The following is a 13,796-nucleotide window of genomic DNA, read 5'->3' as shown; positions in this document are numbered from 1 at the left end:
ATGCGACGCCCGTCCGAATCGGGGAGAAGACACTTGTCAACCAGTCCGAATGTATTCGGTGAATGCGTTCTCGTACCCTCGTTCTCGCCACCGTCGCCCTCCTCGTCGCGCTGGCCGCGCTCCCCATCGGAAGCGTTCCCGCCGAAGGGCGACCCCCGCCCGAGGCCGTCTGCGGCGTCTGCGGTGAGACGTTCGAAGAAGCAGGCAACGACGCCGGCGTCCCGCTCACCGTCGAATCGAGCACGCTCCGGGTCCGCGTCGGCGACGACGGCGTCGGCACGTGGACCGCCCGCGTCGAACTCGACGACCGGTCGGCCGCGACGTTCCGCGAAAACCCCGAACGGCTCGACAGCGTCGTCCGCCGGACCTTCGAAGACCACCGCGTGTTCACCGACGACCGCCGACGCCTCGAAACCCGGATGGACGGCGACACCGCGGTCGTGACGTTCGAGGTCCCCGAGATGGCGTCCCGCGGCTACGGGGACGTGCTGGTCGTGGACTACTTCCACGACGACGGGGTCAGGGGTACCGTCTACGTCGATGCCGACCGGTTCGTCGTGACCGGCCCCGAGGGATCGGCGCTCCTCACCGCGCCCCCCGGGACGCGGGCCAACGAGACGGCCGCCGTCTGGAGCGCCGACGACGGGGACGCGTCCAGCGTCGGGAGCCAGACGTACCTCACGTTCGGCCCCGACGCTGGACTGGCGACTACGGCCGCGGCCTACGCCAACCTCGCCGCCGACTCGGGCCCCGGTATCCTCACGAACCTCGCGTGGGTCGCGTTCGTCCCGACGCTCGCGCTCGCCATCGGCGTGCTCCTCGTCCGGCACTTCGACCGCCGGTTCGACGGCGACCGGGGGGCGCGGCGCTTCGGACCCGTCGTCGCGGGACTCGGCGTTCTGTGGGGCCTCTGTCTCCTCGTCGTCCGGGCGTTCTCCGGGAGCGTCGCCGCGATGGCGTGGCTCCTCGCCGTCCAACTCGTCGCGCTCGGCGTCGTCTCGGCGGTCCGGCCCGAGGCGCTCGGATTCCGTCGCCTCGTCGCCGCGACCGTCGGGCCGCAGGTCGCGCTCGCGGTCGCTACCGCGATTACGATGCCGGGTCCGAACCCGTGGTTCTCGCTCAGCGCGCTCGCGTTAGAGGCCGCCGTCGTGTTGTTTCTGCCTCTCGGCTACGCGGCCCGGCGCGACGGAGGCACGCGCCCCCTGTCGCTCGCCATCGTCGCCGCGCCCGTGGTCTTCGCGCTTCCGCTGGTCCCCTTCGGCGGCTACGGCGTCTTGTTCGTCGGGATTCTGCTCGTCGTCTGGGTGCTGGTGACGCTCGCAACCGGGTCGCTCGTCTACCGACTCGGCTGGGCGCTCGGCGGCGAGTCGGCTCGGGGTCAGGCCGACGACAGCACGCGAGCGACGGCGTAGCGACCGCCGAAACCGAGCGCGAACCCGGAAGCTCGCGGGTCCGACATGATAAACCTCGCTCCGCAATCGTCAGGTAGACCCCCGCGGAACTGCCTCCATGAGCGAACCCGATGTCCGCGTCGCGGTCACCGAGGGCGAGCGCGACGACGCCTTCGCCGTCCGCAAGGCCGTCTTCGTGGACGAACAGGGCGTCGACGAGGAACTGGAGTGGGACGAACACGACGACCCCGACGCCGAGGCCGTCCACTTCGTCGCCTCCCGCGGCGGCGACCCGGTCGGCGCGGCCCGCCTGCGCGAGTACGAACCCGGCGTCGGCAAAGTCGAGCGCGTCGCCGTCCTCGAATCGGCCCGCGGCGAGGGCTGGGGACGGCGGCTCATGGAGGCGCTCGAAGCCGAGGCGCGCGAGCGCGGGTTCGACTCGCTCGTCCTCCACGGCCAGACGACCGCGGAGGGCTTCTATCACGGTCTCGGCTACGAGACGACGAGCGACGAGTTCGACGAGGCCGGCATCCCGCACGTCGAGATGCGGAAGTCGCTGTAGCCGACGCCGTCGCCTAATCCTCCGAGACCGACCTCTCGACCGGCCGACTCCGGCGGTCCTCCCGTAGCTGGAAGCCGTCGGCCTCCTCGCGGGCGAGCAGTTCGCGCTGTGGGTAGGGAATCTTGATGCCCTCGCGGTCGAACGCGAGTTTCACGCTCCGCAGGACCTCCGCTTTCGCCTGCGCCCGGCGCGGGGCCGAGGGGTTCGTAATCCAAAACCGGAGTTGGAGCCCAATCGCGGAGTCGCCGAACGTCGTCGGCATCACCTGCGGCTTCGGCACCTCCTCGACGAACTTGAGGTCCGTGAGCGCCTCCTCCGCCACCGACTCGGCGTGTTCGACGCTGGCCTCGTAGTCGATGCCCACGTCGAGGCGGAGCCGGAGGCGGTTGCGCTTCGTCCGGTTCGTTATCTTCGCGTTGGTCACGCGGTCGTTGGGGAAGACGACCGTCTCGCCGTCGGCGTTGCTCAGCCGGGTGTTGATGATGGTGATGTCGGTGACGATGCCCTCGGCGTCGTCGATTTCGACCCAGTCGCCGAGTTCGAACGGTCGGGAGAACATCAACACGAAGCCTGCGATGAGCGACCCGAGGGTCTGTCTCGCCGCCATCCCGACCACGATGCCGAGGAAGCCCGCGCCGACGAGCAGGCCGCCGATTCTGACCTGCCAGACCGTGAGCGCCGCCATCCCGACCGCGAGGAGGACGACCAGCTGGAGGACGCGGAAGACGATGCCCTGCTGGTGGGCGTTGATGTTGTCGGAGGCCGTCGCGTACGAGTCCAGTTTCTCTTCGAGGACGTTCGTCCCGACGAGCGCCCCGGCGAACAGCGCGACCGTCAGCCCGAGTTTGGCGGCGTTCGGCACCGCGACGGCGAGCACTTCGGCGAGGTCCGCGGCGACGCCGGTGTACCCCCAGAGGAGCAACAGCGACAGGGCCGCGCCGACGAACACCGCGAGTTGGAGCGTCCGGACGACGACCGTCGCGGGGAACAGCCACGCGGCGTCGGTGACGGCGTCCGGTACCCGCGGGTGGGCCAACACCCGCGTTCGGATTTCGGCGGTCGCCCGCGAGACGAGCCGCGGCGCGAGAAAGACCGCGATGCCGAGCGCGAGCGCCACGAGCGCCGCCGAGATGCCGAGTCGCTCTTCGGTCGAAACGAACTGTGCGAGCGTCGAGCGGAGGTCCTGAAGCCACGTCGCCGCCTGTCCCGAACCCGCCGCACCCCCCTGCGGTGCCATTCTACCGTGTTCGGTGGGTCAGGCAGTAAAAGCGTGACGGAGCGACACTCAGGCGTGAGAATCGGGGGCCGTGGTTCGTCGGCTACGGCCGCTTCGACACGTAACGCCCACCTTTTTCCGAGACTCGCTTCGCTCGTCTCGCAAAAATCTGTCTTCGGGAGCGACTGCGACCGAAGGCTCGTGAGGCTCAGCCTCACGGCGGACCAAAAATCCAGGTATTCCCTACAGCCGCTTCGACACGTAACGCCCACCTTTTTCCGAGGCTCGCTTCGCTCGCCTCGCAAAAACCTGGACCAAAAAACAGCCGAACTAGCCTACAACCGCTTCGACACGTACGGGCCGTCCTGATGGTAGCCGAGCTTCTCCTTGTAGTACTGCCGGACGCCGATGCCGGAGATGACCGAAATCTTGTCGTAGCCGGCGTCGCGGGACAGTGCCTCGGCGTGGGCGAGGAGCTTCTTCCCGTAGCCCTTGTGTTGCCAGTCGCCGTCGGCACCGATGCCCGCCTCGGAGCCGTACACGTGGAGTTCGCGGACGAGCGCGGCGTCCTGAAGCTCGCGACGGACCGGGTTGCCGGGGAACCGGAGCCGACAGAAGCCGACGAGCAGGTCCTCGACGGGGTCCTCGAACGAGATGAAGTGCTCCGTGCCGCCGGCGACCTCGTAGGTCATCACGTCGAGTTCGATGCGCTCGGGGTCGGGGTCGGCCTCGTTCATGCCGACCTCGCGGGCGCGGATGTCCCGCTGGACGATGCCGCGCTCCTCGGCGCGCTGGGCGGCCAGTTGCCGGAGGTTGGACTTCCAGACGCCGGCGTCGATGAAGTCCGCGGGGATGTCGCGCTGGACGCGCTGGAGGCGGGTGTACTTCGGAATCATGCCCATGACCTCCGCGACGATGTCGGCGGCCTCCTCGTTGTTCAGCGGCTCGTACTCGTCGCGCCGCCACATGTCGTAGGTAATGGTGTCGCGGACGATGAGCGTCGGGTAGATTTTGAGGTAGTCGGGCCGCCAGTCGCTGTTTTCGAACAGCTGGCGGAAGTCCTCCAGACACATCTCCTTGGTCATCCCCGGCTGGCCGGGCATCATGTGGAAGCCGACCTTGAACGCCGAGTCGCGGAGGCGGCGGTTGGCGTCGATGGACGCCTGCACGCCGTGGCCGCGGTGCATCTCGCGGTTGATGCGCTCGTAAGTCGTCTGGACGCCGACTTCGACCTTCGTCGCGCCCAAATCGAGCATCCGGTCTATCTGCTCCGGGTCGCACCAGTCGGGCTTCGTCTCGAACGTCGTCCCGATGTTGCGGATGTCGTTCGTCTCGTTTTCCGCGATGACGTCCTCGATGTACTCGAACTCGACATCCTCGGGGTCGGGCTTGAACGACCGGTCTTCGGCCGGTTCCGGCTCCTTGTCGAGGTCGTAGTCGTTCATGGCTTCGAGCGCCCGCTTGACGAACCACTCCTGGTAGTCGTGGCTCCGGGCGGTCATCGTCCCGCCCATCAGGATGAGTTCGACCTTGTCCACGGGGTGGCCGATGTGTCGAAGCTGTTCGAGGCGGAGCGTGACCTGCCCGTAGGGGTCGTAGTCGTTCTGGACGCCGCGGGCGGCCGCGGGCTCGTGGCCCGTGTACGACTGCGACGAGGAGAACTCGCTCGCGGGCCCGCCGGGACAGTAGAGGCACTTCCCGTGGGGGCACATGTGCGGCGAGGTCATGATGGCGACCGGCGAGACGCCGGAGGCGGTGCGGACGGGCTTGCGCTGGACGACCTCTTTGACCTCCTCGCGGCGGTCTTCCGGGGCGTACTGCAGAATCTCGGCGTTCTTCGGGACCTTCGGCGAGGAGTGTTCCGAACAGGCGTCGAGCTTTGCGGATTCGAGGTCGTCGCGGTCGACGTCGCCCGCGAGGATGCGCTCGACGAGCGCCTCGCAGGTCCGCTCGAACGCCTCGGACTCCGTCTCGGTCTCGGCGCTCACGGACACACCTCCCGTTCGGCGACGCGGTGGCGGTTCATGGGCGCGAATCGGGTCGTTTCGTGGATAAGCGTGTCGCTCGGGAGGCTGGAACAGGGACCTCCGTCGAACCGCGCGAGGAGGAGTCTGGATTGCGGCTTAGAACTGCTCGGCGGCGGCGTCGAGGACGGCTTCGAGCGCCTCGTCGCGCGCGCCGGTCAGGAACTCGATGCGACCCTCGCGGATGCCCGCGGCGGCGAGGCCGGCGGCGGGCGCTTTCTCGGCGGCCGACTCGACGACAGCGCGGAAGTCGAGGTCGCCCGTGGCGCGGAGGTAGAGTTCGTCCATGCCGAGCGCGACGGTCACGAAGGCGTCGCCCTCGCGGGTGCGGCGGTGGAGTTCGTCCACGAGCAGGCCCGTCGGCGGGAAGTCGAAGCGGTGACTGTAGGCGTCGGAGTCGAGGACGGCCGCGGAGATGGCGCCGACCTCGCGGCGTTCGAGGTTCGCCTGCGCCGTCTCGATTTCGGCTTCGAGCTTGATGCGGAACTGCTCGGAGACGTGGCCGGCGAGGCCCTCGTCGGCGTCGAAAAGCAGGTCGGCGATGAGTTCGCGCTTGTCCTGATACGACTGGTAGTAGGCCTCCAGCGCGACGGCCTCTCGGAGCTCGCGGACGCGGTCGGCGTCGAAGCCGTGGGACTCGGAGAGGTCGAGGTACTGCTGTGGGCAGTTCTCCCAGTAGCTGACGGCGGGGAGGTGCGACACGTCGTCGCGCACGTCGTCGTTGACGGCGACCGAAAGCGTCGAGGCGAGCGCGCCGACCGAGAGGTCGCGGGCGTCGGCTCCCTCGCGGGCGGGGTTGACGAGCACGTCGACTTCCTCGGCGACCTCGTCGTCGGCGGGCGCGGCGTCGACGACGACGCGCTCGGAGCCGTAGACGCCGAGCAGGCCGAGGCCGTCGAGGGACTCGGCGGTCGAACCGGCACCGAGGAGGAGCACGAGCGGGAGCTTCTCGTCGTGGCGGTCGCGGTCTTCGAGCATCCGCGTCACGTCGTTCGTGGCGGCGTCCATGCCGTAGACGGCCTCTTCGAGCGGGCGGCGGGTGAAGTAGTGGTACTCGGCGTCGTCGCGGGGGTGCTCCTCGCGGATGAGCGGGAGCACGGCGCGCTCGACGGCCGCGCCGGCGACGTAGCCGTCGGCGGTGGCCGTGTGGCGGACGACGATGGGGCGCGATTCGAGGACGGCGCGGCGGATGGCCTCCGCGGCGTCGAGAAGCGACTTGCCGACGGCGGCGACCGGCTCGTGGGCCGCGAGGGGCGCGACGGCGTCCGGGCGGGCCTCGTTGGAGAGGGCGTCCGCGAGGCGCTGGCTCACGGTGTCGGCCTCGTCGCCGTCGAGAATCGTCAGCTCCTCGGTCTCTATCTGGAGCTCGCCGCGGCGGCGCTCGACCTCGCCGTCGATGCGGACGTAGTCGCCCACTTCGACTTCGGGGTACGCGCGGACGCCGGCCTCGACGAAGGCCGCGCAGTCGGCGATGGCCGTCTCGTCGCGGAGTTCGAACACCGTCGGGCCGCCGGTCTGGCGGACGCTGGCGATTTCGCCCTCGACGCGAATCACGTCGCCGACGCGGTCGTCGATGCTGTCGAGCGTCACGCGCTCGACCCCGGCGTCGTCGGACTCGGCGTCAGCGTCGGACTCGGCGTCAGCGTCGGACTCGGATTCGACTTCCTGCTCGGCGTCGGATTCTGCTTCCTGCTCGGGTTCCGAATCGCTCTCCGGTTCCGGTTCGGCGTCCTGCTCGGACTCGCCGTTGGCGGCGATGTCGTCGACGACGTCGCCGGCGGTCGGCGCGCGGTCCTCGTCTCCGGCGTCGGACTCGGACTCGGATTCGGACGCGGCGTCCTGCTCGGGTTCGGCTTCGGGTTCGGCGTCCTGCTCGGACTGCGAGTCGGCGTCGGACTCGGAGTCGGCGGTCTCGGACGACGTGCTCGCGCCGGCGGGCTTCGTCGTCTTGCCCGTCTTCGGTCGCGTCTTGACGGTCGACGGACCGCTACTTTCGGACTCCGTTTCGACGGGCTGGCCGTCGGCGTCGCCGTCGGGGTCGTGGATGCGAGCGCCGCGGAACTCCGAGTCGGACTGACGAATCGACCAGCCGAGGTCGATGTTGCCGTTGTCGCGGACGTTCTTGACCTGGACGAACACCTCGTCGCCCGGCTCCCAGTCGAGGGATTCGAGGCGGCGGTCGAGTTCGCTACGGTGCAGTAATCCGGTCACGTTCGAAGCGAGGTCGACGAAGACACCGAAGTCGGCGTAGCCGTCGACGGTGCCTTTGTAAAATCGGCCGGGGACGAGCTGGTGGGGGCTATTGCCCCGGAATTCGAACCAGACGTCCTCCTCGTGCGTAATCCAATCCATTGCGTTGAGCAAACAACCCCTAACTAAAACGATTGTCGAAAAACGCTCAGGAGAGATTCGCGCGTTCGCGGGCGAGAAATCGGCGCTCGGTCGGTCGAAACGGGTGAAATACGGGCCGGGTCGACTCAGACGAGCGCGAGCGCGGCGGCGAGTTCACCGAGGGCGCGGAAGCCCCCGAAGGCGTACCCGAACACCACGCCGGCGGGGACGGCCGCCGCGACCGCGGCCTTCGGCACCGTCGTCCGGTGGACCTCGCTGATGCCGACGACGAGGAGTACCGCCCCGTAGACGGCACAGAGCGCGCGGACGCCGGGAATCGGGAGGCTGGCGAAGGCACAGGGCGCGGCGGCGTAGGCGATGACCTGCACCGTCTCGCTCACTCCCGCGCGACGGGACAGAAGCGGGATGAGAAGCGCCGTCTGGATGGCCGCCGTCAGGTGGAGCAACGCCGGCGCGACGAACAGCGCGACGACGAGCAGGGCGACGAGCGCCGACACGACCGGGCCGCCTTCGATGGCCGGAATCGTCGCCGGCGCGAGGGCGAACCCGAGGCCCTGGTAGACGAGCGCCACCGCGATGGCGAACACGAGGCCGGGCGCTTGGTCGCCGGGGGCGACCCCGTCGCGGAAGAACTGGCGGGGACGAACGACCACGGCGACCCACGCGCGGAGGAGCCCTGTCAGCCCGCGGTCGCGGCCCTCCCGTGGGGTTTCGACCCAAGTAGTCACGATAGCCTCTAGTCCCGCCGAAGGGTATGACAGTTCCGGCACCGCGCCTCGTAGGACTCCTCCGCGCCGACGAGGATGGTCGGGTCGTCCACGTGGGCCGGCTCGCCGTCGATGAGCCGCTGGTTCCGGGTCGCCGGCTCGCCGCAGACGGTGCAGATTGCCTGAAGCTTATCGACGTACTCGGCGAGCGCCATCAGTTGCGGAACCGGGTCGAACGGTTCGGCGCGGAACGTCTGGTCGGTCCCCGAGACGACGACGCGCTTGCCGTCGGCGGCCAGCGCCTCGCAGACGTCGACCAGTTCGGCGGAAAAGAAGTTCGCCTCGTCGATGGCGACCACGTCCTCGCCGTTGAGTTCCTCGGCGATTTGCCAGACGCCCTCTCCCTCGGAGGGGACGACGCTCGCCTCCCACGAACGACCGGCGTGAGAGCCGACCGTCGTCTCGCCGTAGCGGTCGTCGAGCTGGGGCTTGAACACCGAAATCTCCTGTCCCGCGATTTCGGCCCGGCGGAGGCGTCGGAGGAGTTCCTCCGTCTTCCCCGAGAACATAGAGCCGGAGATGACCTCTATCCATCCGCTCTGCGTGATGGCGTGCATATCCTGACTGGGGGACGAGGAGAGTCAAAACGATTGTTCATCTGCCGCGACGGTCGGGAGTCAAGACGGGTCGGTCCACCGAACCCGCGCCGCGTTCGAAACGGCGCGTGGCGACTGCTCAGTCGTCCGCGCCGACGTTCTCGCCGCTTTCGAACGTCGGGGGCTCGGGCTCGATGTTGGCGTAGACGACCGCGTCGCGGCCGAGTCGCTCGACCCGCTCGCGCAGGTCCTCGCTCGCGAGGTCGTCGCCGTCGAACGACGAGGAGACGCGGGGGATGGCGACCTGATGGGGGAGCACCCACGAGTTCAGCGACCGACAGACAGACCGGAGGTGTTCGAGGGCCGTCACGGGGAACGAGCCGCCGGCGACGGCGAGGAGGCCCACGGTCTTCTCGCCGAACTCGTCGAAGCCGCAGTAGTCCAGCGCGTTCTTGAGGACGCCGGAGTACGAGCCGTGGTAGACCGGCGTGCCGAGGATGACCGCGTCCGCGCCGTCGACGACGCGGACGAGTTCGGCCGAATCGCCCTGCTCGTCGAAGTCGGCGTCGAGCGGCGGGAGGTCGTACTCGCGGAGGTCCACGAGCTCCGTCGTGCCGCCGGCGGCCGACGCGCCGGCGAGGACGTGTTCGAGTGCCAATCGGGTGTAGCTGTGGTCGCGGAGACTGCCGCAGACGGCGACCACGTGTGGTTGCGTCATACCCTGTGTCTCCGTGACTGCGTGAAAACCTCGTCGGCCGCACCCGGTCGTGTCGGACGGGCGCAACACACAGGGAGCCGGGGGACGAAAGCCGGATATGAACGTCGTCTTCCACGTCTCCAGCGCCGACCTCGGCGACTGGCGACACGCCATCCGCAACGTCCGAAACCTGCTCGACGACGAGACGGTCGAGACGGGGAACATCACGCTCCTCGCCAACGGCGACGCGGCGCTTCTGTTCCTCGCAGACTCTCCGGTCCGCGACCGCCTCGACCCGCTGTTCGAGGCCGGCGTTCGCTGTTTCGCCTGTCGGAACTCGCTCGACGGCCGCGGGTTCGACGCTGACCAGCTGGCCGACGGCGTCGAAGTCGTTCCTTCGGGCGTCGGCGAACTCGTGAAACGGCAGGCGGCGGGCGACGCGTATCTGAAGGTGCCGTAGGCGTCGGCGCGCGTCACCCCGAACCGGCGAACTCCCGGAGCACCGTCGCCTCGGCCTTTCGGAGTAGCTCGCCGGCCGTACTCGTCGAGCAGTCGAGTGCGTCAGCCACGTCCGCGACCGACCCCTCGCGAGGGATTTCGTAGTAGCCGGTCGAGACCGCGGTCTCCAGCGCGGCCCGCTGTCGGTCGGTGAGCTGTGAGGGGGACCGCCGCCGGTCGAAGGGCCGCACGCGTTCGACCGTGACGTCGCCGAGCGCCGCGATGTCGTCGTGAAACGCGCTAAGCGCCGATACCTCGCCGACCGCCTCGAACCGGACGGAGCCGGTGGCGTGGAACACCACCGGCGGGAGGAATATCACCCGCGAGTCGGCGATGACTCCGAGAAGCGGGTCCGCGAACTCGTAGTCGCGCTGGTGGAGGAAACCGTAGGTCCCCTCCGCGCCCTCGACGAAGTGCGCCCGAACGAGCGAATCGACGCCCGAGACGAGCGCGTCGGCCGCGTCTCGGTCGCCGTCGAACCAGAACAGCGTCGTCGCGTCGGCCGTCGGACTCCACATCAACAGCTCCGCCCGGTCGACCGGCGAGTCGCGCATCATCCCGCGCTGGAGCGGGTGGACCAGTCGGTCCGGGTAGTCGACCGAGAACTGGGCGTGTTTCATTCCGTCTCGACCGACCGTTTTTCGGTCCGGTATATCAAACGCAGTGGTGCGATTCGGCGGCGGCGGTCGACCCCGAGAAGTCCCTCGAAGCATCCGGGTCGAGCGACCGCGCGGCGCGGCGCTGTTCGTCCAGCACGCCGGGAACGCTCCAAAGGAGCGTCCGGAGGTGGTCTGCGCCGCGCACCTCTCGAATCCGAGCCGCGGGAACCTCCGATTCGAGGCGTTTCGCGCCGGCTATCGGGACGTTCGTGTCGGCGTCGCCGTGCCACAGGGACACGTCGGCCTCGATGTCGTCGAAGGAGATGTCCCACGGCGCGGCCGCGCTTCGGAAATCGTCGAGGACGCCCCGGCGCGACCGGCTGACCGCCGCCACGAAGTCGTCTCGAACCACCGCGGCGACTCCGTCTGGAATCTCTCCAGTCGCGTCGCCGGCCGTGTACTGCGCGACGACAAGCGAGGGGTCGAGTCTCCCGGCGAGCCGCGCCTGTCCGCGGAAGAGACCGCCGAGGACCGCCGGCGCGTTCGTCGCCAGCCACGACAGGAGCCGTTGCGTTCGGGGCGTCTCCTCGCTCGCTTCCGGTGGAACCGCCCCCGCGATGACGCTCACGTGCCGAACCCTGTCCGCCCGCGCCGCCGCGACAGCCAGCGCGTCGCGGCTCCCGCCGGAGAACGCGACCAACCCCGCCGACTGCGCGCCGATGTCGTCGAGAAGCGCGTCGAAGAAGCCCGCGGGCGCAGGTGTCGTGGGTTGCCGGCTCGGCTCGCCCGGTCCCTCGGGTGTCGGTCGCGGCGACGAACGACCGTAGCCGGGTCTATCGGGGGCGAGCACTCTGATTCCGCGTTCCTCGGCCGCCGCGTCGAACAGTGCCCCGAGCAGACGCGACCCCGGCGCGCCGTGGAGAAAGACGACCGGGATGCCGTCGGAATCGCCGTACTCGGCGTACGTGAGTCGCCTCCCACCCTCCAGCGCGAGGGTCTTCGCTTCGGCGGACTCGGCGGCTTCGCGAGGGTCGGACGGCGACGCGTCGCGTGTTGCCATCGAGTGTACGTAGTCGGAACCGAGGGGTGCGAGTGGTGCCGGACTAGTGCGGTGGGATAAATACGAGCGGCGAGGCGAGCGCGGCGAGAACCACCGGCGGAGCGCGAACTACTTCGCCAGCGAGACGCGGACGCCGTCGTCGCCCTCCGCGACGTCGACCAAGCCGTCGGATTCGAGGTCATCCACGAGGCCGCGGAGCCACTCCGCGCCCGTGTCGCCGCCGTAATCGACGCGGACCCGCGGCCCCAACTCCGAGAGGCCGAGTTCGTCGTACTCGCCGAGCACCCTGACGACCCGCCCGCGGAACTGCCGGCGGCTTCCCTCGAAACTCGGTTGCGTCGGCACGTCGGGCGCGGTGAAGTCGCCCGTCTCGTAGGCGTGGCAGAACCGCCGCCACGGACAGCCGGACTCGTCGCAGGTGGGCGTCTTCCCGCAGGCGACGCCGCCGAGTTCCATGATGGCGTTGTTCCAGACGCGGGACTCGCCGTCGGGCATGAGTTCCGAGGCGGCGGCCTCGAAGGCCACGTCGTCGTCGGGGACCGCGAAGGCGCGGTGGAGGACCCGCTTGACGTTGGTGTCGACCACCGCGTCGCCGTTGTTGAACGCGAAGGAAGCGACCGCGTTGGCGGTGTATGGGCCGACGCCCATCAGTTCCGAGAGGCCGTCGGGCGTCCGAGGGAACTCGCCGCCGTGGTCTTCTTCGACCTGCCGGGCGGCCTCGTGGAGGTACTTCGCGCGGTTGTTGTAGCCCAGTCGATGGTCCGTCCAGAAGCCGACCACGTCGGCGCGGTCGGCCGCCGCGAGGTCGGCCGCCGTCGGCCACTCGTCGAGGAACGCCTCCCACGCCTCGACCACGCGGCCGAGTTGGGTCTGCTGGCTCATCACCTCGGAGACGAGAATCTCGTAGGGGTCGTCGGTGCGCCGCCACGGGAAGTCCCGGTGGTCGGCCTCGTACCACTCGGTGAGCGCGGACTGGACTGCTTCGCGGTCGAGGTCGGCGGGGAGTTCGGACGGCGCGTCGCTCATCGCCCCGGCTTGGGACGGCCCGCGTTTAGCCGTGGCGATGCCGAACGGTTATCAGACGACCGCGTTTACGAGGTCCAGTTCGTACGTGGTTCCCTCGTACTCGACGAGCGGGGGACCGTGGCCGGTCGCCCGATTCTCCGATATCTCGTATAGCCGGTCTTTGAGCGCGGCGAAGTCGTCGGAGAGCGGTTCGCACTCGTCTACCTCTCCCTCGATTGCGCGTTCGAACACCGCGCGCTCGGCGTCGGAGAGGTCGTCGAGCGGAACGACGAGTTCCTCGTGAACGAAGGCGGCGAACGCCGCCCGGTCTTCGCCGACCTGTTCGAGCGTGTATCTGAAGGTCTCCTCTTCGACGGTTCGCGTCTCGCCGACGGTCACCTCGAACGGTCGCCCACCGTAGCGTACCCAGACGGTTCCGGCGTCGATGAGTCGAGAGTCGGCACCGTCGGGATAGACGTACGCGTATCCGCCGACCGAGAATCCTCGCGGGCCGTCGCCGTTCTCGAAATTCTCGCTCGGATACGCGGCGAGGAACGCCTCGCGGTCGGCCTTCGGGAGTTCGGCGAAGTCGAAGACGGTCGCTCCAATCGTCGGCGGCGACTCGTTTCGGTCGTATTCGATTCCGACCTCGCGGGCGGTGCGTTCTCGCGTCTCGGTTCGCTCGCGTTCGACGCGGTAGTACGCGCCGTCGTGTTCGACGTAGTCGCCCGAATCGAGCGGGAGATGGCGGTACGTACTGTACGTAGCCTCCCCCTCGTTGGCCGCAGTTGCGACGAGATTCGACACCGTGTCTGCGTGCTCGTGGAAGTCCTGCGTCACGGTATCGACCAGTTCGGGGTCGGAGAGTGCCGTCGCTTCGAGCGAGTAACTGGAGGGACAGCTACTGCCGGCTAATCCACCGCCGAGACAGCCCGAGAGAAGGGCCGAACCGACCGCGAGGCCGCCGAGGAGGGAGCGGCGAGAGAGTTCCGGGGACATGCGCGGAAATTGCCGAATCACCAGTAAGTGTCTTCTGTCGGGGACCGCCGACCGACCGGCGGGACGCACAGCGAACAGCTACCGCGGTCG

General features: G+C 68.9%; 13 protein-coding genes. 3 read left to right on the top strand and 10 right to left on the bottom strand.

Features of this window, described 5'->3' with window-relative positions:
- Positions 1 to 62 precede the first annotated feature (62 nt).
- Together IEV64_RS00185 and IEV64_RS00180 are read left to right on the top strand one after the other, a co-directional pair.
- Positions 63 to 1,412 carry a DUF2339 domain-containing protein gene (locus IEV64_RS00185; protein WP_188422864.1) on the top strand — a complete coding sequence of 450 codons (1,350 nt, stop codon included), beginning with the start codon at positions 63 to 65 and terminating at the stop codon, positions 1,410 to 1,412.
- A gap of 97 nt (positions 1,413 to 1,509) precedes the next feature.
- Positions 1,510 to 1,953 carry a GNAT family N-acetyltransferase gene (locus IEV64_RS00180; protein ID WP_004969277.1) on the top strand — a complete coding sequence of 148 codons (444 nt, stop codon included), beginning with the start codon at positions 1,510 to 1,512 and terminating at the stop codon, positions 1,951 to 1,953.
- A gap of 13 nt (positions 1,954 to 1,966) precedes the next feature.
- Here IEV64_RS00180 and IEV64_RS00175 read toward each other — a convergent pair whose 3' ends face one another.
- The 6 genes from IEV64_RS00175 to IEV64_RS00150 all read right to left on the bottom strand — a co-directional run bounded on the left by IEV64_RS00175 (position 1,967) and on the right by IEV64_RS00150 (position 9,566).
- Positions 1,967 to 3,190, bottom strand: a complete 1,224-nt coding sequence (locus tag IEV64_RS00175) for a mechanosensitive ion channel family protein (RefSeq protein WP_188422863.1) — start codon at positions 3,188 to 3,190, stop codon at positions 1,967 to 1,969.
- A 314-nt stretch (positions 3,191 to 3,504) separates the two neighbouring features.
- Complete coding sequence (locus tag IEV64_RS00170) at positions 3,505 to 5,163, bottom strand: tRNA uridine(34) 5-carboxymethylaminomethyl modification radical SAM/GNAT enzyme Elp3 (RefSeq protein ID WP_188422862.1); 1,659 nt, start codon at positions 5,161 to 5,163, stop codon at positions 3,505 to 3,507.
- A gap of 129 nt (positions 5,164 to 5,292) precedes the next feature.
- On the bottom strand, positions 5,293 to 7,545 hold the full coding sequence (recJ4, locus tag IEV64_RS00165; protein ID WP_188422861.1) for an exonuclease RecJ4: 2,253 nt from the start codon (positions 7,543 to 7,545) through the stop codon (positions 5,293 to 5,295).
- 125 nt (positions 7,546 to 7,670) lie between these two features.
- Positions 7,671 to 8,198, bottom strand: coding sequence for a YIP1 family protein (locus IEV64_RS00160; protein WP_188423248.1), 528 nt, complete (start codon positions 8,196 to 8,198; stop codon positions 7,671 to 7,673).
- An 83-nt stretch (positions 8,199 to 8,281) separates the two neighbouring features.
- Complete coding sequence (locus tag IEV64_RS00155; RefSeq protein ID WP_007273309.1) at positions 8,282 to 8,869, bottom strand: thymidine kinase; 588 nt, start codon at positions 8,867 to 8,869, stop codon at positions 8,282 to 8,284.
- Between the two features lie 118 nt (positions 8,870 to 8,987).
- Complete coding sequence (locus IEV64_RS00150; protein ID WP_089777571.1) at positions 8,988 to 9,566, bottom strand: NADPH-dependent FMN reductase; 579 nt, start codon at positions 9,564 to 9,566, stop codon at positions 8,988 to 8,990.
- A 97-nt stretch (positions 9,567 to 9,663) separates the two neighbouring features.
- On the opposite strand from IEV64_RS00150, the gene IEV64_RS00145 reads away from it, so the two are divergent.
- A complete protein-coding gene (locus IEV64_RS00145; RefSeq protein WP_188422860.1) occupies positions 9,664 to 10,005 on the top strand; it encodes a DsrE family protein in 342 nt (113 codons plus the stop codon).
- Between the two features lie 13 nt (positions 10,006 to 10,018).
- On the opposite strand, the gene IEV64_RS00140 is transcribed toward IEV64_RS00145, so the two are convergent.
- The 4 genes from IEV64_RS00140 to IEV64_RS00125 all read right to left on the bottom strand — a co-directional run bounded on the left by IEV64_RS00140 (position 10,019) and on the right by IEV64_RS00125 (position 13,706).
- Positions 10,019 to 10,663 (bottom strand): helix-turn-helix domain-containing protein, encoded by a 645-nt coding sequence (locus IEV64_RS00140; protein WP_004969270.1) that lies wholly within the window; start codon positions 10,661 to 10,663, stop codon positions 10,019 to 10,021.
- Between the two features lie 34 nt (positions 10,664 to 10,697).
- Positions 10,698 to 11,702, bottom strand: a complete 1,005-nt coding sequence (locus IEV64_RS00135; protein ID WP_188422859.1) for an alpha/beta fold hydrolase — start codon at positions 11,700 to 11,702, stop codon at positions 10,698 to 10,700.
- A gap of 108 nt (positions 11,703 to 11,810) precedes the next feature.
- Positions 11,811 to 12,728, bottom strand: a complete 918-nt coding sequence (locus IEV64_RS00130) for an A/G-specific adenine glycosylase (protein WP_188422858.1) — start codon at positions 12,726 to 12,728, stop codon at positions 11,811 to 11,813.
- A gap of 51 nt (positions 12,729 to 12,779) precedes the next feature.
- Positions 12,780 to 13,706: a DUF7979 domain-containing protein gene (locus IEV64_RS00125; protein ID WP_188422857.1), complete on the bottom strand. Its 927-nt coding sequence runs from the start codon at positions 13,704 to 13,706 to the stop codon at positions 12,780 to 12,782.
- Positions 13,707 to 13,796: the final 90 nt, after the last annotated feature.

Source organism: Haloferax sulfurifontis (assembly GCF_014635105.1).
Taxonomy (GTDB): domain Archaea; phylum Halobacteriota; class Halobacteria; order Halobacteriales; family Haloferacaceae; genus Haloferax; species Haloferax denitrificans.
The sequence above is the reverse complement of the archived record's forward strand: the minus strand, read 5'-3'. Positions and strand labels throughout refer to the sequence as shown.

Coding starts and splice junctions, on each gene's coding strand:
- IEV64_RS00135 (WP_188422859.1), bottom strand. CDS start 11,702: ATGGCAACACGCGACGCGTCGCCGTCCGACCCTCGCGAAGCCGCCGAG.
- IEV64_RS00125 (WP_188422857.1), bottom strand. CDS start 13,706: ATGTCCCCGGAACTCTCTCGCCGCTCCCTCCTCGGCGGCCTCGCGGTC.
- IEV64_RS00145 (WP_188422860.1), top strand. CDS start 9,664: ATGAACGTCGTCTTCCACGTCTCCAGCGCCGACCTCGGCGACTGGCGA.
- IEV64_RS00140 (WP_004969270.1), bottom strand. CDS start 10,663: ATGAAACACGCCCAGTTCTCGGTCGACTACCCGGACCGACTGGTCCAC.
- IEV64_RS00185 (WP_188422864.1), top strand. CDS start 63: ATGCGTTCTCGTACCCTCGTTCTCGCCACCGTCGCCCTCCTCGTCGCG.
- recJ4 (WP_188422861.1), bottom strand. CDS start 7,545: ATGGATTGGATTACGCACGAGGAGGACGTCTGGTTCGAATTCCGGGGC.
- IEV64_RS00155 (WP_007273309.1), bottom strand. CDS start 8,869: ATGCACGCCATCACGCAGAGCGGATGGATAGAGGTCATCTCCGGCTCT.
- IEV64_RS00175 (WP_188422863.1), bottom strand. CDS start 3,190: ATGGCACCGCAGGGGGGTGCGGCGGGTTCGGGACAGGCGGCGACGTGG.
- IEV64_RS00130 (WP_188422858.1), bottom strand. CDS start 12,728: ATGAGCGACGCGCCGTCCGAACTCCCCGCCGACCTCGACCGCGAAGCA.
- IEV64_RS00150 (WP_089777571.1), bottom strand. CDS start 9,566: ATGACGCAACCACACGTGGTCGCCGTCTGCGGCAGTCTCCGCGACCAC.
- IEV64_RS00180 (WP_004969277.1), top strand. CDS start 1,510: ATGAGCGAACCCGATGTCCGCGTCGCGGTCACCGAGGGCGAGCGCGAC.